The sequence below is a fragment of the Dawidia cretensis genome, assembly GCF_018598175.1.
In the GTDB taxonomy this organism is placed as follows: domain Bacteria; phylum Bacteroidota; class Bacteroidia; order Cytophagales; family Cyclobacteriaceae; genus Ohtaekwangia; species Ohtaekwangia cretensis.
This window is the reverse complement of record NZ_JAHESE010000006.1, coordinates 23514-49857: the sequence shown is the minus strand read 5'-3', so window position 1 is coordinate 49857 and position 26344 is coordinate 23514. Positions and strand designations below refer to the sequence as shown.

General features: G+C 51.8%; 21 protein-coding genes. 12 read left to right on the top strand and 9 right to left on the bottom strand.

Annotated features, from left to right (window positions below; genetic code table 11):
• Positions 1-181: 181 nt before the first annotated feature.
• Together nth and KK062_RS08800 are read right to left on the bottom strand one after the other, a co-directional pair.
• Positions 182-817, bottom strand: coding sequence for an endonuclease III (nth, locus tag KK062_RS08805; protein ID WP_254083912.1), 636 nt, complete (start codon positions 815-817; stop codon positions 182-184).
• A 12-nt stretch (positions 818-829) separates the two neighbouring features.
• Positions 830-2077, bottom strand: coding sequence for an exo-beta-N-acetylmuramidase NamZ family protein (locus KK062_RS08800; RefSeq protein WP_254083911.1), 1248 nt, complete (start codon positions 2075-2077; stop codon positions 830-832).
• Positions 2078-2169: 92 nt separating this feature from the next.
• On the opposite strand from KK062_RS08800, the gene KK062_RS08795 reads away from it, so the two are divergent.
• Together KK062_RS08795 and KK062_RS08790 are read left to right on the top strand one after the other, a co-directional pair.
• The gene (locus tag KK062_RS08795) at positions 2170-3390 is read left to right on the top strand and encodes an ABC transporter permease (RefSeq protein ID WP_254083910.1); all 1221 of its coding nucleotides are present in this window, start codon (positions 2170-2172) and stop codon (positions 3388-3390) included.
• Between the two features lie 91 nt (positions 3391-3481).
• Positions 3482-4039, top strand: coding sequence for a hypothetical protein (locus tag KK062_RS08790; RefSeq protein WP_254083909.1), 558 nt, complete (start codon positions 3482-3484; stop codon positions 4037-4039).
• Between the two features lie 82 nt (positions 4040-4121).
• Here the strand turns inward: KK062_RS08790 and KK062_RS08785 are convergent, their stop codons facing one another.
• Entirely contained in the window at positions 4122-4886 is a 765-nt protein-coding gene (locus KK062_RS08785) for a polyprenol monophosphomannose synthase (RefSeq protein ID WP_254083908.1), read from the bottom strand.
• A 341-nt stretch (positions 4887-5227) separates the two neighbouring features.
• Here KK062_RS08785 and KK062_RS08780 point away from each other — a divergent pair, with 341 nt between their 5' ends.
• Positions 5228-6070 carry a DUF4412 domain-containing protein gene (locus KK062_RS08780; RefSeq protein WP_254083907.1) on the top strand — a complete coding sequence of 281 codons (843 nt, stop codon included), beginning with the start codon at positions 5228-5230 and terminating at the stop codon, positions 6068-6070.
• 81 nt (positions 6071-6151) lie between these two features.
• Here the strand turns inward: KK062_RS08780 and KK062_RS08775 are convergent, their stop codons facing one another.
• Positions 6152-7543 (bottom strand): type III PLP-dependent enzyme domain-containing protein, encoded by a 1392-nt coding sequence (locus KK062_RS08775; RefSeq protein ID WP_254083906.1) that lies wholly within the window; start codon positions 7541-7543, stop codon positions 6152-6154.
• A 348-nt stretch (positions 7544-7891) separates the two neighbouring features.
• Between KK062_RS08775 and KK062_RS08770 the strand changes: the two genes are divergently transcribed.
• Entirely contained in the window at positions 7892-8854 is a 963-nt protein-coding gene (locus KK062_RS08770; RefSeq protein WP_254083905.1) for an arginase, read from the top strand.
• Here KK062_RS08770 and KK062_RS08765 read toward each other — a convergent pair whose 3' ends face one another.
• Positions 8855-9496, bottom strand: coding sequence for an SRPBCC family protein (locus KK062_RS08765; protein WP_254083904.1), 642 nt, complete (start codon positions 9494-9496; stop codon positions 8855-8857).
• 97 nt (positions 9497-9593) lie between these two features.
• Here KK062_RS08765 and KK062_RS08760 point away from each other — a divergent pair, with 97 nt between their 5' ends.
• The 7 genes from KK062_RS08760 (at position 9594) to KK062_RS08730 (ending at position 18075) form a co-directional block, all read left to right on the top strand.
• The gene (locus tag KK062_RS08760) at positions 9594-10571 is read left to right on the top strand and encodes a deoxyhypusine synthase family protein (protein ID WP_254083903.1); all 978 of its coding nucleotides are present in this window, start codon (positions 9594-9596) and stop codon (positions 10569-10571) included.
• A gap of 13 nt (positions 10572-10584) precedes the next feature.
• Complete coding sequence (argS, locus tag KK062_RS08755) at positions 10585-12372, top strand: arginine--tRNA ligase (RefSeq protein WP_254083902.1); 1788 nt, start codon at positions 10585-10587, stop codon at positions 12370-12372.
• 648 nt (positions 12373-13020) lie between these two features.
• Positions 13021-13704 (top strand): hypothetical protein, encoded by a 684-nt coding sequence (locus KK062_RS08750; RefSeq protein ID WP_254083901.1) that lies wholly within the window; start codon positions 13021-13023, stop codon positions 13702-13704.
• Between the two features lie 3 nt (positions 13705-13707).
• On the top strand, positions 13708-14670 hold the full coding sequence (locus KK062_RS08745; RefSeq protein ID WP_254083900.1) for a hypothetical protein: 963 nt from the start codon (positions 13708-13710) through the stop codon (positions 14668-14670).
• Between the two features lie 47 nt (positions 14671-14717).
• Positions 14718-16484 (top strand): OmpA family protein, encoded by a 1767-nt coding sequence (locus tag KK062_RS08740; protein WP_254083899.1) that lies wholly within the window; start codon positions 14718-14720, stop codon positions 16482-16484.
• Positions 16485-16498: 14 nt separating this feature from the next.
• On the top strand, positions 16499-17287 hold the full coding sequence (locus KK062_RS08735) for an ABC transporter permease (protein WP_254083898.1): 789 nt from the start codon (positions 16499-16501) through the stop codon (positions 17285-17287).
• Positions 17284-18075, top strand: coding sequence for an ATP-binding cassette domain-containing protein (locus KK062_RS08730; RefSeq protein ID WP_254083897.1), 792 nt, complete (start codon positions 17284-17286; stop codon positions 18073-18075). The genes KK062_RS08735 and KK062_RS08730 overlap by 4 nt, the downstream gene beginning before the upstream one ends.
• A gap of 90 nt (positions 18076-18165) precedes the next feature.
• On the opposite strand, the gene KK062_RS08725 is transcribed toward KK062_RS08730, so the two are convergent.
• From KK062_RS08725 to KK062_RS08715, 3 genes are all read right to left on the bottom strand, one after another.
• On the bottom strand, positions 18166-20082 hold the full coding sequence (locus KK062_RS08725) for a beta-1,3-glucanase family protein (protein WP_254083896.1): 1917 nt from the start codon (positions 20080-20082) through the stop codon (positions 18166-18168).
• Between the two features lie 160 nt (positions 20083-20242).
• The gene (locus tag KK062_RS08720; protein WP_254083895.1) at positions 20243-20770 is read right to left on the bottom strand and encodes a YceI family protein; all 528 of its coding nucleotides are present in this window, start codon (positions 20768-20770) and stop codon (positions 20243-20245) included.
• Positions 20771-20912: 142 nt separating this feature from the next.
• On the bottom strand, positions 20913-21497 hold the full coding sequence (locus KK062_RS08715; RefSeq protein ID WP_254083894.1) for a Crp/Fnr family transcriptional regulator: 585 nt from the start codon (positions 21495-21497) through the stop codon (positions 20913-20915).
• A gap of 27 nt (positions 21498-21524) precedes the next feature.
• On the opposite strand from KK062_RS08715, the gene KK062_RS08710 reads away from it, so the two are divergent.
• The gene (locus KK062_RS08710) at positions 21525-22007 is read left to right on the top strand and encodes a YkgJ family cysteine cluster protein (RefSeq protein ID WP_254083893.1); all 483 of its coding nucleotides are present in this window, start codon (positions 21525-21527) and stop codon (positions 22005-22007) included.
• A gap of 68 nt (positions 22008-22075) precedes the next feature.
• Here KK062_RS08710 and KK062_RS08705 read toward each other — a convergent pair whose 3' ends face one another.
• Positions 22076-26305: a CHAT domain-containing protein gene (locus KK062_RS08705; RefSeq protein ID WP_254083892.1), complete on the bottom strand. Its 4230-nt coding sequence runs from the start codon at positions 26303-26305 to the stop codon at positions 22076-22078.
• Between the last annotated feature and the right edge of the window lie 39 nt (positions 26306-26344).

Genomic DNA, 26344 nt, shown 5'->3' with positions numbered 1-26344 from the left:
ATTCCGGTGCGACAGGTCATTTACTCCATTCGTAGTGGTTGTTGGTGGTAAATATTTTTTGCCGGCACCGGATGCCAATTTTTTAACTAAAGAGTAGCGCGCATTTTTTGTCTGCAGCTTTTTATTCAGCAGATGCGCGCAAGGCAATGCCGGACGTTGACCACGTTCGGCATTTGTTTTTCTAGTCGCGCAGGTCTTTTCGCATATATTTAGAACAGATCGGACACTCCGTCCACACGTGGCCGCGGGCCGGGCAGAACTTTCGGCCGAAGTAAATAATCTGCAGGTGGGCTTTATTCCATTTCTCCTGGGGTATGAGGCGTTTCAGATCGTGCTCGGTCTGCTCGACGCTCTTGCCGTTGGTCAGGCCCCACCGGTAGGCCAGGCGATGAATGTGCGTATCGACGGGAAAGGCTGGCAACCCGAACCATTGGGTCATCACGACGGAGGCCGTCTTGTGCCCCACGGCCGGCAACGCTTCGAGCGCTTCGAAGGTACCGGGCACTTCGCCGTCGTATTGATCGATCAGGATCTGCGAGAGCCCATGTATACCCTTTGATTTCATCGGCGACAGCCCGCACGGTTTGATGATCTCGCGGATTTCCTCCACGCTCATCTTTACCATATCGTAAGGGTTGTCGGCTTGCTTAAAGAGGGTAGGGGTAGTTTTGTTTACGCGCTCATCCGTACACTGCGCCGAGAGCAACACCGAGATGAGCAGGGTATAGGCGTCTTTGTGCTGCAGGGGTATTTCAGGGTCGGGGAAATGATGTTCGAGGATGGCGATTATATCCGCCACTTTTTCGGCTTTGGTCATGGAACGATACGGTCAGGGATACAGCAGGTACTTCTTGCGTTTTTCTTTAAAGGCGTCCAGGCCGGGCTGCCAGCTGGCGCGAATCTGTTCTTCGGTCATACCCGCCTTGATCTGCTGTTGCAGCTCCTCTGTGCCTGCCAGCACATTGAAAGACTTGATAAAGAACTTCTCTTTATTGGGATACAGTTTATATACCTTCAGGAGGTATTGCAGGTCTACCTTGCGGGCTACCGGCACCTGGCGCAGGTCTATCCCATAGCAGGTTTCGTTCTCGTGCGGTGGATCCATCGTCGTGCCTTTGATCTCCACCGGGGTGAACTGGAATGTCATGTTGGGCACATTCTTCAGCGCAGGGCTGCCCAGTGCCTGGAAGGGCATCGGCGTACCGCGGCCGAGACTGATGTCGGTACCCTCGAAGAGACAGATCGAGGGATACAGGCGTATGGCCTGGTCGTTTGGCAGGTTGGGCGAAGGCCTGACGGGCAGTGAATAATCGTCAGTACGTTTCCAATGCAGGAGCGGAATCACTTCAACGTCGCACTTGCGTTCACCGTCCAGCCAGCCTTCGCCGTTGATCATGCCCGCCATTTCACCCAGCGTCATACCGTGCGTGACAGGAATGGGGTGCATGGCCAGGAACGACTTAAACTCCGGCTTGCGTATAGGGCCATCGACATAACTGCCGTTGGGGTTTGGGCGGTCGAGAATAATGAGATGTTTGTTGTTTTCGGCGCAGGCCTCCATGAGGTAATGCAGCGTGCTGATATAGGTATAGAAGCGGGCGCCTACATCCTGGATGTCAAAGATAATGATGTCGACATCGGCCAGCTGGCGAGGCGTGGGTTTGCGGTTCTTGCCGTAGAGCGATACCACGAGCACACCGGTCTGGTGATCGATACTATCTTGCACATGTTCTCCATTGGCGGCATTGCCACGAAAGCCGTGCTCGGGTCCAAAGATCTTGACCAGGTTTACACCGCGGCTTTTGAGCGTATCGGCCACGTGGGTTTTGTTGATCAGGGCGGTATTGTTGACGACCAACGCTACCCGCTTGCCGGCCAGTTTGGGCAGCAGGACATCGAGCCGGGCGGCCCCGACAACGACGCCGGGGGGTGGGGCAGGGGTCTGGGCGGCCGCCGGAGCCTCCGTTGCCGGCGTTGTGGGCCGGGCGTGGCATTGTACCAACCCCAGCAGGCAAAGGGCGAATAGCCCCGGTTGGAGCAAAAAGGCGGTTCGGATGGCAGCGGTGCGTACTTTCATAGGAACGGGTGGTTGTTTTACGGACAGTTGGTTATGGACCGTTCAAGTCCTACTTTTACGGCCATATTTAGCTGAAAAGGTAATAATTAGGCTTGAACCTTTCGTATTTCATATCTAAAAGAATCAGCCGGGAGCAGCGGTCAGGGTTTGCCTCGACGATCCACAAGATCGCCATTGTCAGTATCGGCATTGGGCTCGGCGCCGCCATCGTCTCCTTTCTGATCATGAAGGGATTTCAGGAGACTATTCAGAATAAAATATACGGCTTTAACGGCCACCTGCTTATTACTAAGCTTACCCCCAGCAACTCCGTGGACGAGGAGCCGATGGACTTTCATGTCGACGCATACGATCATCCCGAGCAATATCCCTATATCCGCCACATGCAGGAGTATGCGCATAAGACGGGATTGGTAAAGACGCAAGATGAAGTGTTAGGCGTCGTGTTTAAAGGTGTCGGTAAAAGCTTTGACCAAAAGGCCTTTCAGGAAAACCTGATCGCGGGAGAGTTTATTCAATTCCCCGACTCCAGTCACTCGAATCAGGTCGTTATCAGTCAAATCATCGCCGATAAGTTGAAAGCAAAGGTTGGGGATTTTATTATTGTACACTTTTTTCAAAACCCTCCGCGTTTTCGCAAGCTGAAGATTGCCGGTATTTATGAGACGAATTTATCGGAGTATTTTGACAGCAAGGTAATTCTCGGTGACATTCGCCTGATTGCACGGTTAAACGATTGGGCGGAGGGTGTAAGCGGTGGGTTGGAAGTGTTTTTATATGATCCCGAGCACGCGGAAGAAGCGCGCGAGGTACTGGCAGAGTCGACAGATTTTGATATGCGTATAGACTTGATCAGCGAGCGCTATCAACAGGTGTTTGAATGGCTCGGGCTGGTGAACCGTCAGGTAGTAATTTTGTTATGCATTATACTCACCGTGGTATGTGTAAACATGATTTCAATCGTGTTGATTTTGGTAATGGAGCGTACACAAATGATTGGTATGTTAAAAGCGTTGGGAGGCAACGATCGCCTGGTGCGTTCGATCTTTATATACCAGGGTTTCAGTCTTGTAATGAAAGGCCTGTTTTTAGGCAATTTGATTGGATTGGGGCTTTGTAGCTTGCAGTATTATTTTAAAATCGCTAAACTGAATCCTCATGACTATTACATGAGCTTTGTGCCCATTAGCTGGCACTGGGAGACTGTCTGGATGCTTAATTTATTGACACTCATGGTTGTTACCGCGGTCCTGATTATCCCTACCGAGGTTATTGTCCGTATCCGGCCCATAAAAGCCATTCGTTTTGATTAGTTAATCCGTGGTTATAAGCGTTTAAACTTCAAATAATTTCCTATTTTTGTTGATGTAAGGAGCCCACCTTATATCGAAATGTTTTAATGTTATGCAATTAAAATTCAAAAATCCGGTCAGGCCTGACCTGACCTCAACTATCCAGAAGCGCAACCGCCGGCTTCAGGCGTTCTTTAACGCCAAGAATCTGGATGTGCGGTTGCACGGCGACGCTCAAAATCCGCTCATGGTATTGTGCGGATGCGTAGGACTGTCTGCTTATGTACACAATTTTGACCTGCGTATGTTGGATAAGCCCAACCAGGGAGAAGTTATGCGCATTTTTAAGCTGACAGAGATCGTACAAGGTACACGCGAAGAAGTTGTAGAATGGCTACAGCAGTATCCGCAAATGCCTTTGTATCGTATCCAGCACGCAGGTAGCAAGCTGTTTTTGTGTGGTTTCAACTTTGTTGACCGCGAGCAGAAATTAGGCCGGTACCCGGTCTTTGCCCGCGAAGACTACCACATTTACAAACAGCGTGAAGCTGCGGAAGACATCCTCAACATGCTAAAAGAGGACGGTTACGAAGTGGAAATTACCGAGCCCGATCTCGAGCTGGTGAAATCACACGTCGGTCCGATCACTTTTGTTGGCCTGGAGGATTAGCTGACGTGATTTGATCCGTTGGTTCGCGGGCAGGTCAGCTTGTCCGCGAACCAGCGGGTTGGATGTTAGTTATCCGGAACACTTAGCGTACCGCCGTAACGGCTGGGTTGGGAATGTATTTTCTGAACCAGCTTTGAATGGTCATTTGCAAGACCCCGAAGAAGGCCTCCTTGAAGATGCCCGGAGACATCTTTGACTCTCCGCGCGTGCGGTCGGTAAAGATGATTGGGACTTCTGTGAGCTTGAAGCCAAACTTCCAGGCGAGGAATTTCATCTCGATCTGGAAAGCATATCCCACAAATCTGATCTGATCCAGCACGATGGTCTCCAGTACCACACGCCGGTAGCAAACAAAGCCCGCTGTCGTGTCGCGTATCGGAATGCTCGTGATCATGCGCACATAGCTACTGGCAAAGTACGACAACAACACCCGGCCCATGGGCCAGTTCACCACGTTTACACCCGTAGCATAACGCGAGCCGATCGACACATCACTGCCGTGCTCCGCGCACGAGAGGTATAGATTTACCAGGTCTTTCGGATCGTGCGAAAAGTCGGCATCCATTTCCAGGATGTAGTCATAACCTTTTTCCAGCGCAAATTTAAACCCTGTGATATAGGCAGTACCCAATCCTTGTTTTCCCGGACGTTTTAATAAGTGCAGGCGGGTAACTGCTGTATTGTACGTAAGCTGAAGTTGTTCGACAATTTCAGCCGTGCCGTCAGGAGAATTGTCGTCTACAATAAGAATGTCAAAATCCTTGGGCAGCGCAAAGACAGTATCGATGATCGCGCGGATATTCTCGCGTTCCTTATACGTGGGAACAATGACGATAGCGTTATTCACGACTGGTTTTTGGATTATAGCAAAACTAAAAAAAGCCTGCGTTTATACAATTCATCCGGCGTGCCAGGCGTCGATTTTTTACCGTGTGTTGTCGATTGCGATGACGCTTAGGTCGCGATTGTGTCGCGTCAGCGCAGTTTTTCCTCTTTTATTCACCGAACGTGCTCCGTAAAATTTAACATACGACGGAAGGCTCATAGGGGCCTATTTTTGGATTGGCGAAGAATCTGTTACTTTGACAACGTTCGGCGCCGTATCCGGCCCAACGGATAACCTGGCTGGCACGGTAATCGTACTACAAAATGCTGGCATAAAAACCCTTAAACATTTACAAACATCATATGAGACAACTATTCTTCGCCGCCCTGTTGCTGCTCCTGGTTTTACCAGGTCAAGCGCAACTATTCGAAGGCACGATCCGCTGGAAGATGGAAGCAGTAATCACCGATCCGGCCACCAAAGCCAAGATGGAAGAAGCACAAAAGAAAATGAACGACCCGGCTACACAGGCGCAAATGAAAGAGCTGGAAGCAAAAATGAGCGACCCCCAGTTCAAGGCCATGATGGAAGCAAACCCCCAGATGAAGACACAAATGGAGGCGATGCTCAAGGCAGCGAAAGGTGGCAACATTAATTCGTTCATACCGACGGGGCTTGAGCAAAAGACTAAAAATGGCAACGCGCTGACCAAAATGGAAGGCGGTATCATGGCCAACATGGAAATGCTCTACCTCAAGGATAAAAATCAATCTTACCGCATCGACCGCGAAAGCAAAACCTACTCGGTGTTGCCCAAAGGCGACGAAAATCAGGATGATAAAACCAAGACGCCTGAGGTGAAAGTCACCAAGACAACGGAGACAAAAAAGATCCTGGACTACACCTGTACCAAGTACGTTGCAGAGAGCACCTACCAGGGTAAAAAAAGCACGCAGATATTTTGGACGACCACGGCTATTCAGGACTTCGACATGAAGAGTATGGCGCAGCAGCGCTTTGGCAACAATCCGCAACGGTTGTTCTATGAAAAGATCGACGGTGTACCGTTGCGCATCGAGATGACGGTTCCCGAAGGCAACATGATTATGGAAGTTACATCCTTGAAGCGCCATGCCTTGCCGGCCGCGGACTTCGCTATACCAACAGGGTATAAAGAAACGCAGCTGTCGATGTTCGGCCGGTAATTATCTCAAAGAGCATAACGGTATAAACAGAGAAGCCCGCATGTATACATGCGGGCTTCTTATTTTTTTGTTGTCGTTATCTTAATATCCCAATACCTTCAGCATGCTCTCCTCAGTCTGCTGCGCAGCAAATAGGCGGGTAGTGATCTCGCCGTCTTCGTTGCGGTCGATCAGGACGTGCTGCGGGGCTGGTACGAGGCAGTGTTGAATGCCACCGTAGCCACCCAGAGATTCCTGGTAAGCACCTGTGTGGAAGAAGCCGATGTATAAAGGCTCTTCGTCGTTGATCATGGGCAAGAACACCTCGCCCGTGTGAGCTTCCGAGTTGTAATAGTCCATGCTGTCGCACGTCAGGCCACCCATGTTTACCTTGTGGTAAGGGTCGTCCCATTTGTTGGCGGCCAGCAGTACATACTTCTGGTTGAGGCCCCATGCGTCCGGCAGGTGGGTGATGAACGAACCATCGATCATGTACCACAGCTCTTTGTCGTTCTGCAGTTTCTGATCGATGACATTGTACAGCACCGCGCCGCTTTCGCCTACGGTGTAGCTACCGAACTCCGTGAAGATGTTCGGCACAGGTACGTTGTTCTTATCACAGATCCACTTAATGTTTTCCACGATCTGTTCGATCATGTACTTATAGTCAAAGTGGAACGTAAGGGACGTCTTAATCGGGAAACCACCGCCGATGTCGATCGAGTCGAGCGACGGGCAGATCTTTTTCATTTCGCAATACTTGAAAACAAAGCGGCTCAGCTCGCTCCAATAGTACGCGGTGTCTTTAATGCCCGTGTTGATGAAGAAGTGCAGCATCTTAAGCGACGCCTTTTCGCTCTTCTCAATGTTCTCACGGTAGAAAGGAATGATGTCGCTGTAGCGAATGCCGAGACGCGAGGTGTAAAACTCGAACTTAGGTTCTTCGTCGGCGGCCACACGGATGCCTACCCGGTAGGGGGTCTTGACATTCTTTTCGTATTCTTCGAACTCACCCATCTCGTCCAGGATCGGAATACAGTTGTGGAAACCGTCGTTGAGGAGGTCGGAGATGTATTGTGTGTACAACGGCATTTTAAAGCCGTTGCACAAAATGTACGTATCCTTGGTGATCTTGCCTTTGGCGTAGAGAGACCGCACGATGGGGATGTCGAACGCCGACGAAGTCTCCATGTGCACGTCCTCGTTCTTCACGGCTTCTTCCAGAACGAAGGAAAAGTGTGAAGACTTGGTGCAGTAGCAATACGTGTACTTACCGTTGTATTTAAATTTCTCCAGAGCAGCCTTAAAAAGAGCCTGTACTGAGCGAATATTCTCGCTAATGCGGGGCAGGTAGGTTAGCTTGAGGGGAGTGCCGTATTGTTTGATGATGTCCATCACGGGAACATCGTTAAACAGCAATTCGTGGTCGCGGACCTTAAATTCTTTTTGAGGAAACTCAAAAGTTTGCTCAATCAGTTCGCGGTAGCTCTTCATTTACTCCGTTGTCTGTTAGTCTGTTGAACGTCTTGAAAAATGTAATGACTTTAGTTTGGTGCGGAGGGCTTCCTGCGCCGGTCTTTTTATTGTCAGTGGTCTACTACAGGCCGATTGCTGCTGTTGCAATGAACAGATAGTGACGAACGCTCTGGCAAAGGGTGCAATATTGGGATAAATTTGCCATCTTTGCAATAATTCATTTGGAACCCATGGTTAATCGTTTTTCCGATCTGATTGTTCCGGTCTACACCGGTCAGCCCGACCTCTAAGGGCGGACGGAAGCGCGTTTTTTTAACTTATTCCTGCGGTTAACCACTAATTCATAAAACCTTAATAGACATTGTCGTGAAAGAGCTAAAGATCATTGAAGTGAAGTCCGAAATCGGTGCCGGAACCCGCGGCGCGAGCATGGGCGTGGAAGCCATGAAGATCGCCAGCCTCGACCTGCAGTCGGATTTTTTTAAGCAACACGAGTCCGTAGAAGTAGAGAACGTCAACGAGCTCCTGTTTGACGGCGCCCAACATGCACACGCCAAGTTCATTGACGGCGTCATGATCATGGAAGAGCGCGTTTGCCTGGAAGTATACGAAACCATCTTTGATGAGTTCTTCCCGCTGGTACTGGCCGGCGACCACAGCACCGCCTACGGCACCATTGCCGGCATCAAAAAGGCGCATCCCAAAGCACGTCTCGGCGTGATCTGGATCGATGCCCATGCCGACATCCACACACCGTTCACCACTCCGTCCGGCAACATGCATGGCATGGCCCTGGCTATGGCGTGTAGCATTGACAATTACGAGTGTAAGATCAACGACCCGCTCGGCGAGACGCTCGAATACTGGGAGCAGCTTAAGAACGTAGGGATGCCCGGCCCGAAGATCTACCCGGAAGACATTGTCTACATCGGCGTACGCGAACTGGAAAAGCCAGAGAACTACCTGTTGAACAAATACAACGTCAACTTCATCGAGATCGAAGACGTGCAGCGCGAAGGCGCGGAAGTCATTGCCCGCAAGGCGTTGGCGATGCTCGACCACTGCGATTATGTTTACGTGTCGTTTGACGTCGACAGTCTCGACAGCCATGTATCGACCGGCACCGGCACGCCGTCGCCCAATGGCCTGACCGTAGCGGAAGCGAAGGTGCTCAATACAGAGCTGGCGCGCGACCACAAGGTTTGTGCCTGGGAGATCGTAGAAGTAAACCCGACACTGGACACAGAAAACCGGATGGCCGAAAGCGCATTCGAGATTCTGGAAGCCACTGCCAAGGCTATTGCCAACCGTCCTGTATTGGCGGAATAATCATTTTTTATTGTAGCGTGACGGATCCTCGAGTAATGCAATGTACTCGCGGATCGTCGTCATCATGTTGTTGCGGATGATCGGGTCGGTGATAAACTTGGGTATGTTTCCCGGTTTGGACAAGATGCGATAAGTGGCCTTTGTACGGCCTGGCGTCAGCCGTTCCAGGCGCCAGCTGCCGGCCAGCTCCAGGCGGGTAACACCTTTACGCACGGGAGCACGTGTAGCGTCTACGTGCGATTCGAAGGCGATAAAGAGGATGCCGGGGCCCGGGAAGGAGAGACGATAGATCAGGTAGCTATCCTGGTCGGCGACGGGCCAGGGAATGTCGTGGTAGGAATATTCGAACCAGGTAGTGGTGTCGCGTTGTTTGTAGATCTTAAACTCGCTCACATGGCTTTGCCATTGCTCAACCAACGTTTGGTCCTGAATGATGCGCAGCCCTTCATATACCGTGTTGTTGAAAAAAAACTCCCCCTTTACTTCGCGGGCCTCTACGGGCGGTGAGACCTTGGAAAATGTAATCCAGCGCTCGTAAATGCTGATATCGCCATCTTTTTTAACCAGTTCAAACCCCTCGTCGTCCTGTGCTTTCGTGGCGAGGGCCATGAAACTACAAAACACCCAAACGTACATCTTCATAAGCTTTTTAATAATTTACCAATCGGGCCGCTGCTTTTCATAACGCGTAAATCCCTGTTTTTCTTAATTTCGCCCCGTAATTTGAATAACACAAGCCATGAGCCAGAACACACCAATATCGTCGTTTATCGAGAAAAATTTTCTGCATTTTAATGCAGCTGCGCTGGTAGATGCCGCCAAAGGCTATAAAAAACACCTTGCCGAAGGTAAAAAAATGATGGTAACGCTGGCTGGCGCTATGAGTACCGGCGAGCTGGGCATCAGCTTTGCCGAAATGATCCGCCAGAACAAGGTGCACATCATTTCTTGTACCGGTGCCAACCTCGAAGAGGACATCATGAACCTGGTGGCACATTCACACTACAAGCGCATTCCCAACTACCGCGACCTCACGCCCGAGCAGGAGTGGGGCCTTCTGGAAAACCACCTCAACCGCGTAACCGATACGTGTATTCCCGAAGAGGAAGCCTTCCGCCGTCTGCAGAAGCACCTGTTCAAGGTATGGAAAGATGCGGAAGACGCGGGCGAGCGCCTGTTTCCGCATGAATTTATGTTCCGCATGATCAACAGCGGAGACTTGAAGCAATATTATGAAATTGATCCGAAGAATTCCTGGATGATCGCCGCCGCGGAACGCAATATGCCGATGGTTGTACCGGGTTGGGAAGACTCCACCATGGGTAACATCTTCGCGTCGTACGTTCTAACGGGCGAGCTGAAGGCCAGCACCATGAAGTCGGGTATCGAGTACATGGTATGGCTGGCAGACTGGTACACACAAAATGCCGTAACAGACGGTATCGGCTTCTTCCAGATCGGTGGTGGTATTGCCGGTGACTTCCCGATCTGCGTGGTGCCTATGTTGCACCAGGACCTGGAGCGTACTAACGTGCCCTTCTGGAGCTACTTCTGCCAGATCAGCGACTCGACCACCAGCTACGGCTCGTATTCGGGCGCAGTACCCAACGAGAAAATCACATGGGGTAAGCTGAGCATTGAAACACCTAAGTTTATTGTTGAATCAGATGCGACCATTGTCGCACCCCTGATGTTTGCCTACATACTCGAGTGGTAGGGGTATCTTTATTATGAACGTAGATCAGTCACTTCGCACAGCGGTCAAACAAGCGGCCGAAGCCCTGTTTGGTCAGCCGCTGTCAACTATACAACTGCAACCCACAAACGCCGAGTTTGAAGGCTCGCACACCGTCGTGTGCTTCCCCCTCACCAAACTGTCGCGCAAAGGTCCCGAAGAAACGGCACGCCTGGTAGGCGACTACCTGGTGCAACATGCCGGCATCGTGAGCCGCTACAATGTGGTAAAAGGTTTTTTGAACCTGGTACTGAGCGACCAGGTATGGGTAGATGTATTGCGCGCAATTGTCGCCAACCCGAATTACGGTCAACTGCCGGACAACGGCCAGGAGATCATGATCGAGTATTCGTCGCCCAACACCAACAAGCCCTTGCACCTCGGTCACCTGCGCAACAACTTCCTGGGGTGGAGCGTAAGCGAAATCTACAAAAACAACGGCTATATCGTACACAAAGTACAGATCATCAACGACCGCGGTATCCACATCTGTAAGTCCATGGCCGCCTGGAAGCTGTACGGCGATGGCGAAACGCCGCGGAGCACGAATATGAAGGGCGATCACCTCGTAGGCAAATACTATGTCGAGTTCGACAAAGCCTACAAGGCGCAGATGGCGGCCCTGATCACCAAAGGCGCCAGCGAAGAGGAGGCCGCGAAGCAGGCCCCCATCATGCAGCTCGCGTCTGACATGCTGCGCAAATGGGAGCAGAAAGACCCCGATACGGTGGCTCTCTGGCAGACCATGAACGGCTGGGTGTACGAAGGCTTTAGCGCCACCTATGCCCGAATGGGCGTGGACTTTGATAAACTGTACTACGAATCCGATACCTACCTGCTGGGCCGCGACGAAGTGTTGAAAGGCGTAGAGAAAGGTATATTCTTTAAGAAAGACGACGGCTCCGTTTGGGTAGACCTGACGGCCGACGGCCTGGACCAAAAAGTATTGCTGCGTTCCGACGGCACCTCCGTATACATGACGCAGGATATCGGCACCGCCATCCTGCGCTTCCGCGATTTCCCCAAAATCATGGGCCAGGTATATACCGTGGGCAATGAACAGGAGTACCACTTCAAAGTGTTGTTCCTGATCCTGGGCAAACTGGGCTACGAATGGGCCAAGCAATGCTTCCACCTTTCCTACGGCATGGTCGACTTGCCTACCGGTAAGATGAAGTCGCGCGAGGGAACGGTCGTAGACGCCGACGAGCTTATGGAGGAAATGTACGAGGACGCCGAAAAGCAGTCGCGTGAGCTGGGCAAGCTGGACGAGATGAGCAGCGACGAAGCAAAGCGTCTCTTTAACATGGTCGGCCTGGGCGCGTTGAAATTCTTCCTGTTGAAAGTAGATCCCAAGAAGCGGATGATGTTTGATCCGCAGGAATCGATCCAGCTGCAAGGCTTTACCGGTCCGTTCATCCAGTATACCCACGCACGTATCCGCTCCATCGTCCGCAAGGCCGAGAGCCTGGACTTGCAGGTATCGGCCGCCGACCTGAACGGCGTGACTGCCCTGGAGCCCGCTGAACGCGAAGCGCTGCAAGTGCTGAGCGTATTTGAAAACAAAGTACAGGAAGCTGCCCGTGAATACGCTCCCTCCATCATTGCCAACTACGCCTACGACCTGGCAAAGGAGTACAACAAATTCTACCAGAACATACCGATCTTTAACGAGACCGACACAAACAAGCTAAAGTTTCGCATAGCCTTATCTCAGTCCATCGCCAATTCTATCAAACGCGCGATGCATATGCTGGGCATTGAAGTGCCCGAGCGCATGTAGACTGACATCATTTTGATGCTATTGAAAGGCCGCCTATTCCGGGCGGCCTTTTTGCTTATATAAAGGATCTGATTTAAAAGGATTTGCTGGCGCAAGGTATTAGCGCCAAGCGCTAGCGTAAGCGCGGTACTTGTGACGGAAATTGCGGCCAGTCTTACTGGCGTGGAACCGTACCGCAAACACCGCAAGTGCCGTTTTACCCCAAATTACACGTTTTTGTCCATGTTTTTACTGCCCTACAGGGTGATATTTTGCCATCCACACCCACCGTTACTATACTATATTAATATGTCGATTTTTACCGAAATGTATATTCTAAACAATTTCCAAGCGCTATACTATATTTTTATTTAACGCAACCTTTTCAAAATCTCAACTAAACTGTAACAGCTACGTTTATTCTCCCACGAACAACGCATTAACAAGCACTCAACAACGAACATGACCAGTAATCCCCCCGCTACTTTCTAATTCTCTGCAGAAAGGCATTCCTAGACGGCTGGTTTATTTCCCCTGACGTACCGAACAACAAACGAGGTTTAAAAACTTAAACCAGGTCCTTCTATTGCCTTCGCGGAGCATCGCCGAAGAAAGTATACTACTGTGTCTACTCGGCCTCTCTAATTTCTTCACATAAACCAAACAACAATGGCTGGAATTTTCAAAAAGGCCATGGGCCTCTTCGTGGAATTCGAGGAGGACAAGGCAACGCATGGGCTATCCCAAAAAGATAGCCGGACAACAGTCGAAAGACAGAGCGCAAAACCACCGGACGCAGTTCCGCAGGGTAGGGCACCGGCTCGTCCGGCGCTGAACGAAGAAACCTTTGAGAAGTTCGAACAACACTTCGAAAAGCTTTTTGATCAGGCAAACCTGCCGGGACCGGACTACTACGAGTTCTGGAAAATGATGGAGACACTCGAAGTGCACATCAAAGATGAGCGCGCACGCATCGCTGCTACCTATGCCTCGTTGGCCATACAAGGATTGACCAAAGCGAAGTTGATGGAAACGGCAGAAAAGTATAAAACGCTCATCGAACAGGACCAAAGTAGTTTCGAAAAGGCAGCGCGCGAGAAAGGCGACCACGCGATCAGTCAGCAACAGCAGCAGGTAAAGCAGCTGGAAGAAACGATCGTGCAGCATTCGGAGGCGATCCGGAAGCTTACGCAGGAGATCACCGAGTCGCAGGCGGCGATGAAGGTCCTGCAAGATTCCATTGCCGACGAACAACAAAAGCTGGAAACCAACAAGCAAGGTTACGCGCTGGCGTGCGAGGCCATGCTTCGAAAGATCAACAACGACATAACCAAAATACAAACAACGCTATAAACTATGGAGACACAATTCTTTCCTACGGACTCGCAACAGCTTAAGTCGTACTGGAAGCGGCCCGGTGGCAAGTTCGGAACCCTCGTAGGCCTCGGCTTACTGGTGGCGGCTGGCTACTATGTACTGCCCGTGCTAACCAAGGTCGTATGGAACACAGTAAACTTTGGTATTGCCCTGGCATCGCTCGGCGCATTCCTCTACATGGTCACGCACCGGAAGTTTAGGCTAGGCCTCTTTTACCTCTATGAGATTCTGATGAAGAAGTTCGTGGGTATCGTAATCGAGCTGGACCCCTTCATCATTGCCGAGGACTATATCGGCGACATGACCGAAGAGCGTGAGAAATTATACAAACAATCGCTCGAAGTCGATGGTCAGAAGGAGAAGATCGATCTCAAGATTAAGGAAAAGGAAAGCGAGATCAACAAGTTCATGACCAGGGCACACGTGGCGCGCGAGCGAAACATGTTGCCGGAGCTAGGCAATATGACGCGGCAGATCGGCCGACTGAAGGAGTATATCCAACAGCTGACGCCGATCCGGGATAACCTGTCGCGCATTGGTGAATACCTCACCCGCATTCACCAGAACAGTGCCTACCTCATTGAAGACGCACGCAATGAGCTGGAGTTGAAGCGCGACCTGTATAAGTCCGTCACGTCGGGTAACCGTGCCCTGAACTCCGCCCTGAAGATCTTCAAAGGCGACCCTGAGAAGAAGCTGCTGGTAGAACAGTCCATGGAATACCTCAAGGAAGACATCGCGGGTAAGCTCGCCAACATGAAAAAGGCCATTACCTATTCGGCCGACTTCATGAAATCGATCGACCTCGACAATGCTACCTATGAAAAAGAAGGCCTCAAAATGCTCGAGTCTTTCAACGTGGAGGGTGCCTTTAAGCTCACCACCGGGGGTACAGCAAAAGGATCAGGCGAAGGCACTGCGTTTCAGGACCTATTAAAATAACAGAACAACAACGTAACCAACTAAAACAACAACAAACCTACATTACTATGGCTATTAAATTAAAATCATCGGGCAAGATCTTCTTGATTGTTCTTACCCTGGCACTCATCTTCGTTGGCAAGCTGTACTGGTATGACAAACGTCCGCAGGAAGCAAAAGCGTCACACGACATCGGTCGCGTGGCCTTGCCCGACGCACCGGAAGCCTCGCTCGCCGGTAACGCGATAGCGTTGCCATTGCCTTCGCAAGAGGAATCGGTAAACGGTGGTACACGCATCGTGTGGAAGATCATGGCGTGGAACTCGCAGTTCCCCTTGCTCTATGCCAACGGTGGCGCGAACACTACCAAGGGGTCGCTGGCCGATAAGTCCAGGTTGCAGATCCAGATCGTGCGACAGGACGACTGTTTCAAGTCGATTACCGACATCGTCAAATTCGCACAGGATTATAAAAACAACCCTGACGCTCCGGGTGTATTCGCGTCCTTCATGGGCGACGGTATGCCGGCCTTCTTCGCAGCGCTCTCCAAAGAGCTGGAGCCCCTGGGTCCCGAATATCAGCCTGTAGCATTCTACGCCATGGGTAAATCATACGGTGAAGACCAGTTGATGGGACCCGCTGAATGGAAAAAAGATCCTGCCTCGGCCGTGGGTAAAACGGTAGCCTGTGTGTTGCGCGACGGCGACATGAACATCCTGCTGAAGTGGGCAGGTGACAATAACCTGAAAGTAAACCCGGACGAAACGACGTATGACAAGAACGCGATCAACCTGATTGCTGCCAACGACTTCCTCGATGCCGCCAACAAATACATCACCGGCTACAAGGAAACACGCAAGCTCATTCAGGACGGTAAAAAAGTAAGCGAAGAGATCACGGTAGGTGTGGACGCTGTATCGACCTGGACACCGGCCGACGTAAACATCGCCCAGCAAAAAGGTGGCCTGGTATCCATCGCCACCACTAAGCAGTACTCGTCGCAGATGCCAAACATTACGATCACGATCAAGAAGTTCGCCTACGACCACCGTACCGACATCGAAAACCTGATCATGATGCTGGGCCAGGCGGGCGACCAGGTGCGCTCTTTTACGGAAGCCAAGGTATTTGCCGCCAAGGTCTCCGCGAAGGTATATAACGAGCAGACAGCCGATTACTGGTTGAAATACTACAACGGTGTTACCGAAAAAGACCGTCAGGGTAACATGGTGTCACTGGGTGGCTCCATGGCCTTCAACCTGCAGGACGCCGCCAACATGTTCGGCCTGGGTAAAGACGGCATCGACCGCTACAAGATCGTGTACACCACGTTCGGTGATATACTCTCGAAGATGTACCCGGAATACATGGCTACATACCCGGCGTACTCGACTATAGTGGACAAGTCGTTCCTGCAGTCAGTGTTGGTCAATCATCCCGAGCTCCTGGAAGGTCAGGCGTTAAAGCAGACCTACTCGGCGGAGATCACCACGGAGGTATCGTCGCGCACATACGAGATCCAGTTTGAGACCGGCAGCGCCGTGATCAAACCTACATCGTACCAGGTGCTGGACGAGATCCTGAGCAGCTCGGTGGTGGCCGAAGGCCTGAAAGTAGGGATCTACGGTCACACCGATAACACCGGTAGCATTGCCGTCAACCAGGAGCTGTCAGAAGCTCGTGCGGCGGCGGTAAAACGCTACCTCGTGGGCAAAGGCCTGACCGAGGCGCGTATCGAGTCGAAAGGCTTTGGCCCCGCCAAACCGATTGCCGATAACGCTACGGCTGCCGGCCGCGCCAAGAACCGCCGTGTGCAAATTGTATTGGGTGAATAATGAATAATCGGGCAATGGATTTTATCAAACAGATCATTCGTCCATTGACTCCCGTAAAAGGGAAGACCGCGGCCATCCTGGTAGTGACCGAAGCCGCGGTCGCCCTTTCTCTCTGGGAGATCCTGGGCGGAGGTGGACTGATCCCGACGCCCGCGAAGATTGCCGGCCAGGCGTTTTCGATTGTGACGTCGTCATACTTCCTTGACAACTTCCTGACCAGCCTGGGGCTAACGCTTACAGGCATGGGGTTGTCGATCGTCATTGCACTGGTGGTAAGCTACCTGTCGTTGATCCCCTTGTTTACACCGGTGTCGCGCTTCATTGTCAAGTGCCGGTACCTCACGCTGACAGGGTTGATCTTCTTGTTCACATTGCTTACCCATGACGGCCATCAGCTTAAACTTAGCCTGCTGGTGTTTGGCATTGTGCCGTTCTTCGTCACGTCGTTGCTGTCGATCATCGACGCGATACCGGCACAAGAATACGAGCTGTGCAAAACGCTGCGCATGAACAGCTGGCGTACGCTGTGGGAAGTAGTCATCGTCGGGCGCCTCGACCAGGTGCTTGAAGTCATGCGCCAGAACTTTGCCATCGCGTGGATGATGATCACGATGGTGGAGGGGCTAAATATGTCTGAAGGTGGTTTGGGCACCATGCTGATCAAGTCGAACAAATACATCGACCTCAGCACCGTCTTTGCCATCCTGGTGATCATATTCGGCGTCGGTGTATTCTTTGACTTCTTGTTGAAAAAGATGAGGGTGTGGCTCTTTCCATACGTCAACATTCAAACACGCAAATGACCTATTCCAAACAAGAGCTGTTGATGGATGTGCAAGGGATAAGCCTCACGTATGATCAGCTCATCCTGCGCGACGTCAACTTCCGTATTCACAACATCGTTCGTCCCGGGTTGAACCAGGGGCAGGTGATCTCGCTGATAGGCCGCAGTGGCATTGGCAAGACACAGCTCTTCAAGATCCTGGCCGGCCTGATTACACCCACCCACGGTGAGGTGCGGATCGGCATAGCGCAACACCCGGTAGTAGCGGGCGAGGTGGGAGTGGTAGCGCAGAACTACCTGCTCTTCCATCACCGCACCGTAGAAGAAAACCTGCGCCTGGCGATGCGCCAATCGGGGCAGACAGATAAAGAGAAGGGTGAAATCATCGCGACGTATGCCGAACAGTTTGACCTGACGGCGCACCTCAGGAAATATCCTATGCTGCTCTCGGGCGGTCAGCGTCAACGGGTAAGTATACTGCAGCAGGTATTGACGGGCAACCGTTATATACTCCTGGATGAGCCATTCTCCGGTCTCGACGCGCTTATGATCGATCGTGTAATAGAGCTGTTGATCAAAATATCAACGCTGCATGAGCTTAACACGCTCATCATCATCAGCCACGACGTCGAGAACGCACTGGCCATCTCCGACACCGCGTTTGTATTAGCGTGTGAGAAAGACCAGCCGGGTGCGACCATCACGGAAACGATCGACCTGATCGAGCTCGGTCTGGCGTGGAATCCCGCGATACGCGAGAAAGCCGAGTTTCAACATCTCGTAGCACAGATCAAACACAAGATCTGATAAAACAGAAAGGCGTCCCACGTGGGACGGCCTTTTCTTACTTGTCCGCCGGAGCCTTGGCGAAGGCAGATCTCATATTCAGGTTAATGGTTATTCTTTCATGATCTTCTCTTTGCGTATCGTCATATCCTGATGCTCGACCACGACGATGTGGATGCCGGGCTTCAGCTGCTGTACAGAGATCGCGCTACCGGGATTCTCAACAGCCATTATTTTCTGGCCTTCCACGGTATAGATGCTCACGCGTTTCACATTTTCAGCATGGTGTATCGACAGCAGGTCTCGCACAGGGTTAGGCGAGAGCACCACGGCATTCTCCTCACGCAACGTTACCGTAGCGGTGGTCTTGCTTTCGGCCTGGCTTCGCGCGCTGGCAGCAGCGGTACTGGCGACAGTAATATAATTCAGGTTGAATCCGCCCGTAGTGGTAGCAATACCGACGGCGTACGTCCCGGCAGGCAATGTTACGTCGTGCGATACATTCGCCCAGTTCTGCCAGCCCCCGGTGTTGGGAACGGTCACCATGCCCAGTGGGGTGGCGCCGGCGTCTTTTTCCAGCTTGAGCGTGGTATTGCTGTTAGGCGACGCCACACGGTATGTGATGCGGTATGTACCGGCCTGGGGTATTGTGATGTTATAAGCCAGCCAATCGCCTGCGTCGATCCAGCCAACGTTCAGACCGCCGCCGGCATCGGTGGTCGTTTCCGTTTGCACGCCGGCCATATAGGCCCACGACTCCGCCTGAATCACCGTGCTGAATCCGCCACCCGTTGTGCCGGCGAAACCACCGATGGTAACCGTAGCACGTATAGGCGAAGAAGCATTGATCGTCGACGACCGGTCGAAAGCATCATCATAGCAGAAGCCGTAAGAAAATCCGTCGTGGCTGATATCGGTACCGTGCCAGAATTTAGAATACCAGTTATAGGGCGAAGTGCCGTAGTATCCGGAAGCAGGCGAGAAGTCCTGCGTGGCGCCGGTGGCAAGATTGAGATTGATAGCATGGCGGTTGATGGCAGCACAGATCTGCGTCTGTACGGCCTTGTCCAACCCACTGCCCGCGGCCAGCGAGCCGCTGCCTTCCAACGCTTCGATGGTGGTAGGCTTACGCGTAATCGTCGCGATCGCCCCGTCGGAGCTGCGGGTAAATGTAAAGGTCTGCCCGGACACGCGGCCGCGCCAGGTGCCGACATCGCCGCCGTTGAATACCAGGTCGCCGGAAGTATACTTCGACCAGATCGCGTCAATATACCCGCCGAGGTAATTACCCTGCGCGCCACCGGGCGAAAAGGCTGGGGTTTTAGAAGGGCAATGGATAATACCCTTGGTCGCATCCAGACAGCTGGCAAAGGCAGTAGGCGCGGTGGATTGCCATTGCGCCAGAATGTCGGCATGCGTTTTCAGCTCGCCCACTTTTTTATAAAAGCTATTATTGCCCCACACCTCCAGGCCCATGGGATATTGATAGGCGTCGACACGTGTGGTGTTGGCCCATAATCCATTGGTAGCATTGGCCAGCTCGATAATCTCAAAGCGAACACCCTGGTTAGGATCGTTGGGGTTGGCCAGGTTCGGCGCGGCGTAACCGCCCGTGGCGCCGAAGAAATATAGATATAACGGAGAGTTGAACGCGATCAGAATCCGGCATCCAACGATACCGGGTACTTGAATGGTCTTGTTCGGGATCTCACTGAGGCGTGCAAAACAATTGGCATACTTTCCATTGCCGCCAGGCCCCTGGTCGCCATTGTTTACGGGGCCCTGCACGGTATTGTCTGCCGTGCTCATGGTCCGCACCGCGCCGGTGCGTGTGTCGATCCATACGTGGTTGTCGTTGATGATACCCACCACCGCCACATACACATTGGCATCGGTGTAAGCCGAGCGGTTGTTCAGCGTGAAGGGTATAGCGGCCTGACTCCAGGCCTGTTGCGCATACAGTATAAAGGCGATAGCAATGATCGCGGGTAGGCGGAAATTCCACCGGCGGTGTAGTAAAGTGTTCATAAACGTTGTGGTTTTCGGGTACAACACAAAGCTAGGGGAATAGCCACATGAACACCGGTCGACTGATTGAACGGTACCGCTCAGTTATTAAAAGGCGGAAAAAACAGAGGCCACCTCAAAATATGAGATGGCCTCCGCTATTTATACTTCCGATGAGCCCTTAGCTCTTCGCTACTTCCACGTTCAGGTGCAGTTTAACATCGTCACCTACGACCATGCCACCCGCTTCCGTCAGGGCGCTCCAGCTCAAGCCAAAGTCTTTCCGGTTGATCTTGCCGTTCAGCTCGAAACCAGCCTTGATATTGCCCCAAGGGTCTTTCATGATGCCACCGAATTCAACGTCGAGGACAACAGACTTTGTTACGTCGCGTACCGTCAGGTCGCCAGTCAGAGAATAGCTGTCAGCAGATTTTTTCTTCAGCACACCGTTCTTGAAAGTAATAGCCGGGTGTTGTGCAGCAGCAAAGAAGTCGTCAGACTTCAAGTGGCCGTCGCGATCAGCCTGGTTGGTATCGATGCTGTCCACGTCCAGGCTGAACTGTGCTTTTGCACCGTCGAAGTTTTCGCCGTCCGCTTCGATGCTACCTGAGAATTTTTTGAAAGCCCCTGTTACGGTAGAGATCACCAGGTGTTTTACTTTAAATTGTACCTCGCTGTGGGTAGGATCGATGTTCCAGATAGTTGCCATAATCTTTAATGTTTTATTGTGTTTGAATGTTTTTCCGTCGTTTTGACAATACAAAGGTAGCCGCTCTCCCAGCGGGGATAGCTTGATATAGAACAAGAAAGAATGGATAGTTTATTGAACTAGGTTAAGATCGGAGGTGTCGTCAGGACTTTTCCATCAACCGGCGGCGCACCTTACTGAGAAATTCGGGCGTAATGCCCAGGTAGGAGGCAATGTACTTCTGGGGCACGTATTGCTCTAAAGACGGGTATTTTTCACGGAAGTGCAGGTAACGCTCGTCCACTGTGGCCGAGTAGCTCTGGATAATGCGGTGTTGCTGGGTAATAAGCGAGTTCTGGAAAATGATGCGAAAATAGCGCTCAAAACGCGGCACACGCTCCAATAACTGCTCCATGCTGGCCTTTGGCAGCAGCCATACCTCGCTGTCGGCCAGGCCCTTGGTCGTGTAAATAGACGGGATCTGTTTGGTAAAGCTGTGCAGGTCGCCCGTCCACCAGCCCGTCGTGGCAAACTGAATAACGTGGTCGACATCGTCCTTATCCGTAAAATAGGTCATCAGGCAGCCGGCGTTAACAAAGATAAAACACCGGGTAGGCTCTCCTTCCCGCTCGATCATCTCGCCCTGCCGTACGCGTTGGGGCAGCAGGAGGGAGGTAAAAAACGCGGTCTCCTCATCGGTCAGGGTGACGTGGCGCTGAATGGCAGAAAGGATTGTTACCGTGTTCATGGACGGTAAAAATAATAACTTTGCGGAATGGATGTAGAGCGGTTTCGTGAGCAGGCAAAAAAACGGGCCCCCGAGAACAAGAAGTTTCTGCAGGGGCTAAAACGCAAGGATCCCCGTGTGGTGGACGACCATTTTCACCAGGCCCACGAAGAGGTCTTCGAAGCGCTCGACTGCCTGGCCTGCGCGAACTGCTGCAAAACCACCAGCCCCATCTTCTACCAGCACGACATTGAACGTGCCGCCAAAGCCCTGCGCATGAAACCGGGCGACTTTGTGGAGAAATACCTGCGGATAGACGAAGACAAAGACTACGTGCTGCAAACCGCGCCATGTCCCTTTCTGGACCACGAAAACTACTGCGGCATCTACGAAGACCGCCCCAAAGCGTGTCGCGAATATCCGCACACCGACCGGAAGAAGATGGTGCAGATCCTGGAGCTGACCTATAAGAACACGCTGGTATGCCCCGCGGTGTTGGAAATGACGGAGCGTCTGAAGAAGATCTTTTAAAAACAGACGCTGCGCGAAGTGATTACAAATCTCCGCGCAACGTATCTGTCATCTGTTATTTTCTTGTGTTATTCTAGTCCAATCATGATAAACGCACCCCAGTAGATTGGCTCGGGGTACTCGGTGCGCAGCTCCTTCTTGGCACCAATAAAGCTTTCGCGCAGGTTGCCTGTGTTGAGCCACTTCTGGTAGAACTTAAGCATCAGCTTCTGCGTGGCCTCGTCGTCTACCTTGAACATACTCATGATCAAAACTTTTGCGCCGGCCACCAGGAACGCGCGCTGCAGGCCATATACTCCTTCGCCGGCTTCCATATCACCGAGGCCCGTCTCACAGGCGCTGAGCACCACGAGGTCGGTCTTATCGAGGTTGAGGCTCATCGCTTCGTAGGCCGTCAGGATACCGTTCTCCATGTTGAAATTATACTGGGTCTTGTCCATCAGGTCGCCGGCACCGCGCAACAGCAGGCCTGTACGCATCAGCGGGTTCTGGGCCAACATGGCCTCGTTACCTTCAATCTCCTGCTCCAGGCTCACCTGCATGGATGGGCGGTAGAAACCGTGGGTGGCAATGTGGAAGATCTTGGGGTTTTTCAGCTCCTTGATCTTTTCTTCCGACGCCAGCTTCTCCATATACTCTGCCGTAAGCCAACCTTTTTGCTTCAGCATAAACTGTACTTGCGTTACCTCTTTTTCCGTACCGGGCAGTGCGGAAATACGCTGATCAGCCGAAGCTGTGACATAGAACGACGGGTTGCCAAACATCGTCGCCGTGTTCTCTGTGGCGGAGGGGCGTGTCTTGATGCTGCGCAGGTATAGATCCTTGGTGTTGCTGACCAATACAATGTTGGAATTGTCGATCACATATTTACCATCGGGTGTCGGAATGGCCTCCAGGTTGATCTGGTTATAAACACCGTCGGCCGACAGGTATACTGTAGCGGCCTGGCCGATCTCTTTCGCAATGGGCTCCCAGAAGACGCCGTACGAGTAAGTGTCAGGCACTTTGCCGACAATGGCGTTACGGTAAAATTTGAAGAAACGGGTCTCCATCTTTTTGCCATCTTTCAGCATCACCACCCTTGGCTTCACCATATCCTTCTTGATATACAGCGCGGCGTAGATGATCGAGTCCGTAAAGGAGTGATTGAAGTGACGGTAACGCACCATCTCGATCGCCACATCGTTCGGCTTCAGAATTTTCTTAACATCTTCAAACGAGATGCGTTTGTCGTCAAAGCTTTGGCCAAACAGCTCCGAGCTTTGGCTCAGGTCTTTTTCGAGGCGTTCTACTTCCTGTTGCAGCCCCATGGGATCGATCTGGTTTTCGGTCAGTTGGGCAGGACTCATCGAGAGGGCCAGCGTGAGCATCTCCTTCTTCTGCACCCAGGTGGTATACTGGGTCTTCAGCTCCTCGTCCGTGCTGTTCAGGATGCGCTCGCGTACTTTAATAGACGAGCTTAGCAGCAGCGCCTTGGTCAGCAGCTGGTAGTTGTAGATTTTGCCGGCCAGGTCCTTGAAGTCATCGAGGTTGCTAAAAGCAAGCGTGTTGTAAAATTCGAAATCGCCTTTAATGGTGTTCCAGTATTTCGCTTTCTCGCGCTCGCTCAGGGCCGGGAAGAATTCTTTGATGAACTTCTCGTAGTTGTTCAGCGACTCTTCAATCATGTTCTTCGAGCGCTTGTAGTCATGCTGCATGTAATACACCTTGCTGAGCTTGGAGAGCACTTTGACATACTCCGGGTGTGTGCGGCTGAAGAATTTTTCGTACAGGTCTTTTGCCTGGTTGTAAAACTCTTCCGACTTCTTGTAATTTTTCTGCTGGTAATAAACGTCGCCGGTCAGTGTATAGATGGCAGCAGCGTTAATGTTGTTTTTTGTGCCGGTCTTCGTACGCCAGATGTTCTCGGCTACTGTCAACGCATTGAAGGCAATGTCAAATTTCTTTTCAGAGATATACAGCACGGCCATGTTCTTCATGATCTCGGCGTATTGCGGGTTGTCTTTACCCAGACGAGTCTCAATGACCGTACGGGCCTCCAGCATCAGCTTTTCTACTTCTTTGCTATTGTCGCCTTTATAGAATTTAATCAGCGCCAGTTGCGCCAGCGAGCGGGCCACTTCAATGTGGTTGCGGCCGAACTGTTTTTCCTGGCTGCTCAGGGCCTTGGTAATGTTCTCTTCGGCTTTGTCGTAGTCGCCGAGCGTATAGTATATATCGCTCAGTAGTTTTTGCGTGGGCGCCGTCTTGGTGGAGGTCATGCCGTACGTCTTGACTGCGATCTGGTTGGCGCGAGTCGCCGTGCGCTCAGCCTCGGTATAGTCGCCTTTGGCCAGTAGCAGGCGGCCTTTGTTCACCAATGGGTCTATAAGACGGCGGGAAGTATTGCCATAAAGTTTTTCCGACTCGGGTATCTGGTCGGCCACCAGGCGGTCAGCTTCCGAGAAGCGGCCCAATTGGATAAAGAGCGCGGTAAGCTCTTCTTCCGCCGACAGTTCGCTGTTGATATCGGTCTTGGAGCGCGTAATCAGCTTGTGCGAGCGCTCCAGGCTGCTTTCGGCTTCGTCAAACATACCCTTGATGCCGTACAGCTTGGCCTGCGTTTCCAACGCATTGATGTACGTGGGGCGCCACTCTTTGTAGTCGCGGTTATCTTTCATGTCGATGACCTCGAGCGACTTCGTCAAACCTTTTTCCGCTTCTTCATATTCGCCCAGCTTGAGCTGCAGGTAAGCAATCTTATTGAGCTCGGCAGCATACAAGATGTCTTTATAATCGTATTTAAGACGGGCCGCTTCCAGGGCTGCCTTTAATGTTTTAGAGGCGCGGGCGTATGAATCAACCGCTTCATAGTAGGTAGCCAGGTGATTGAGAATGTCCAGCAGGTCTTTGTGACGGTCGCCGATCTGCGGGGCAACAATTTTGTTATAGCTTTCTTCGTAGATTTTGCCGGCTTCTTCAAACTTGTTGGTATAATCCAGGTAAAAGTTTGCTGCAAAGATGCGCGACAGGTGATACGCCGGCGAGATTTCGCCGTACAGCTCCTTCTCAATCTCCAGGCGTTGATTCAGATAGCTTTCTGCATTGGCATAACGTTTCTCCGCAATGGCAGCATTATACAGGAAGTTCAGGATCTTCAGCGCAGTTGGGTGATTGCGCGGCAAGGTCTTGGTGTTGAGTACCCCCAGTGCTTCGCCTTCCACATTCTTGGTTTTATCACGCCCAAGCTTGGTGTCGAACTCTACTGCCTGCAAATTGATGCGCACCACGCTGCCTTTCGAAAAATACTTGCTCAGCACTTTCTCAAATTCCGCCTTTGTATTTACGTAGCGGTTTTTCTCTTCGTCTACCAGCAACTTGTGCAGGTGGGCGATATAGATGTCTTGCGCGAGCGTGTTGGTAGGGTTTGCTTTTTTCTTTAGATCGTCGAGGGTGCGGTTGAGCTCTAATTCCTTCGGCAGGATAAGGTTGCCGTTTTCAATCAAACTGATGGCCCATTGATAGTTGTTGCGCTCCGCAGAGAGATCAGTTTCGCCCAGGAAACGTCGGTTGCTTTTCAGCCAGGTGCGCGCAGCGGTAAAGGCGGAGTCCGCGCTGATGAGGCTACCCTTTTTGCTATAGGCCACGGCAATTTGTGTCAGCAGGCGTGCATAATCGCCGTACCGTTGTATCAGCTCGGTTTCCGGCACGCGCTGCGTTTTGATGACGCCGCTTTCCACTTTGGTTTCTTTCTCGACTGCACGGCTGGCAAAGAAGCTTTCCTGCTCGCGCATGATTCCCAGGGCGTCGTTACAAAATCCCTGGCCGATCAGGGCTTCACTTTCCACGAGGGCAATGCGACCTTTCAACAGGTCGGTCATCTGCCCCGTGCGGATCAGTTGTTCTTTCGCTTTGGTACTATATTCACGGCTGATGCGGTAGTTACCGTAAGCGTTATAGATCTCGGCAACGTCAATCTGCGTGGTAGCATAGCTGGCGCTGTTTTCCCCAAACACGGCCAGGCTGGAGGCTTGTGCATTTTCCAGCGCTTTGTCAAAGCCGCCCAACATCCCCAACGCCAGGCCAATGCGGGCCTCGCGTAAGTAAAGTCCCGGCATGTAGGTATTCTGCGGCCCCATCTTAGCCGTAATCGTCTTTTTAAGCTTGGCCAGCGAGCTTTCGGCTTTCTCAAAGCTACCCCCGGCATACGACGCATCGATCTTGGCGAGCGACTTGTCATACTTTTTATTTTGGGAGAGCGCAGGTTGGGCACACGCCAGGAACAGCGCAACCAACAGGATGATCCCGTTTTTCTTCATGGTAGGGGATGTTAGATATTTATGGGCGTATAAATTTAC

Bases quoted from the DNA above. Each gene is read 5' to 3' on its own strand.
- KK062_RS08735 (WP_254083898.1), top strand. From the start codon at position 16,499: ATGGATTTTATCAAACAGATCATTCGTCCATTGACTCCCGTAAAAGGG.
- KK062_RS08725 (WP_254083896.1), bottom strand. From the start codon at position 20,082: ATGAACACTTTACTACACCGCCGGTGGAATTTCCGCCTACCCGCGATC.
- KK062_RS08760 (WP_254083903.1), top strand. From the start codon at position 9,594: ATGAGCCAGAACACACCAATATCGTCGTTTATCGAGAAAAATTTTCTG.
- nth (WP_254083912.1), bottom strand. From the start codon at position 817: ATGACCAAAGCCGAAAAAGTGGCGGATATAATCGCCATCCTCGAACAT.
- KK062_RS08730 (WP_254083897.1), top strand. From the start codon at position 17,284: ATGACCTATTCCAAACAAGAGCTGTTGATGGATGTGCAAGGGATAAGC.
- KK062_RS08710 (WP_254083893.1), top strand. From the start codon at position 21,525: ATGGATGTAGAGCGGTTTCGTGAGCAGGCAAAAAAACGGGCCCCCGAG.
- argS (WP_254083902.1), top strand. From the start codon at position 10,585: ATGAACGTAGATCAGTCACTTCGCACAGCGGTCAAACAAGCGGCCGAA.
- KK062_RS08790 (WP_254083909.1), top strand. From the start codon at position 3,482: ATGCAATTAAAATTCAAAAATCCGGTCAGGCCTGACCTGACCTCAACT.
- KK062_RS08745 (WP_254083900.1), top strand. From the start codon at position 13,708: ATGGAGACACAATTCTTTCCTACGGACTCGCAACAGCTTAAGTCGTAC.
- KK062_RS08740 (WP_254083899.1), top strand. From the start codon at position 14,718: ATGGCTATTAAATTAAAATCATCGGGCAAGATCTTCTTGATTGTTCTT.
- KK062_RS08750 (WP_254083901.1), top strand. From the start codon at position 13,021: ATGGCTGGAATTTTCAAAAAGGCCATGGGCCTCTTCGTGGAATTCGAG.
- KK062_RS08765 (WP_254083904.1), bottom strand. From the start codon at position 9,496: ATGAAGATGTACGTTTGGGTGTTTTGTAGTTTCATGGCCCTCGCCACG.
- KK062_RS08775 (WP_254083906.1), bottom strand. From the start codon at position 7,543: ATGAAGAGCTACCGCGAACTGATTGAGCAAACTTTTGAGTTTCCTCAA.
- KK062_RS08800 (WP_254083911.1), bottom strand. From the start codon at position 2,077: ATGAAAGTACGCACCGCTGCCATCCGAACCGCCTTTTTGCTCCAACCG.
- KK062_RS08720 (WP_254083895.1), bottom strand. From the start codon at position 20,770: ATGGCAACTATCTGGAACATCGATCCTACCCACAGCGAGGTACAATTT.
- KK062_RS08780 (WP_254083907.1), top strand. From the start codon at position 5,228: ATGAGACAACTATTCTTCGCCGCCCTGTTGCTGCTCCTGGTTTTACCA.
- KK062_RS08705 (WP_254083892.1), bottom strand. From the start codon at position 26,305: ATGAAGAAAAACGGGATCATCCTGTTGGTTGCGCTGTTCCTGGCGTGT.
- KK062_RS08715 (WP_254083894.1), bottom strand. From the start codon at position 21,497: ATGAACACGGTAACAATCCTTTCTGCCATTCAGCGCCACGTCACCCTG.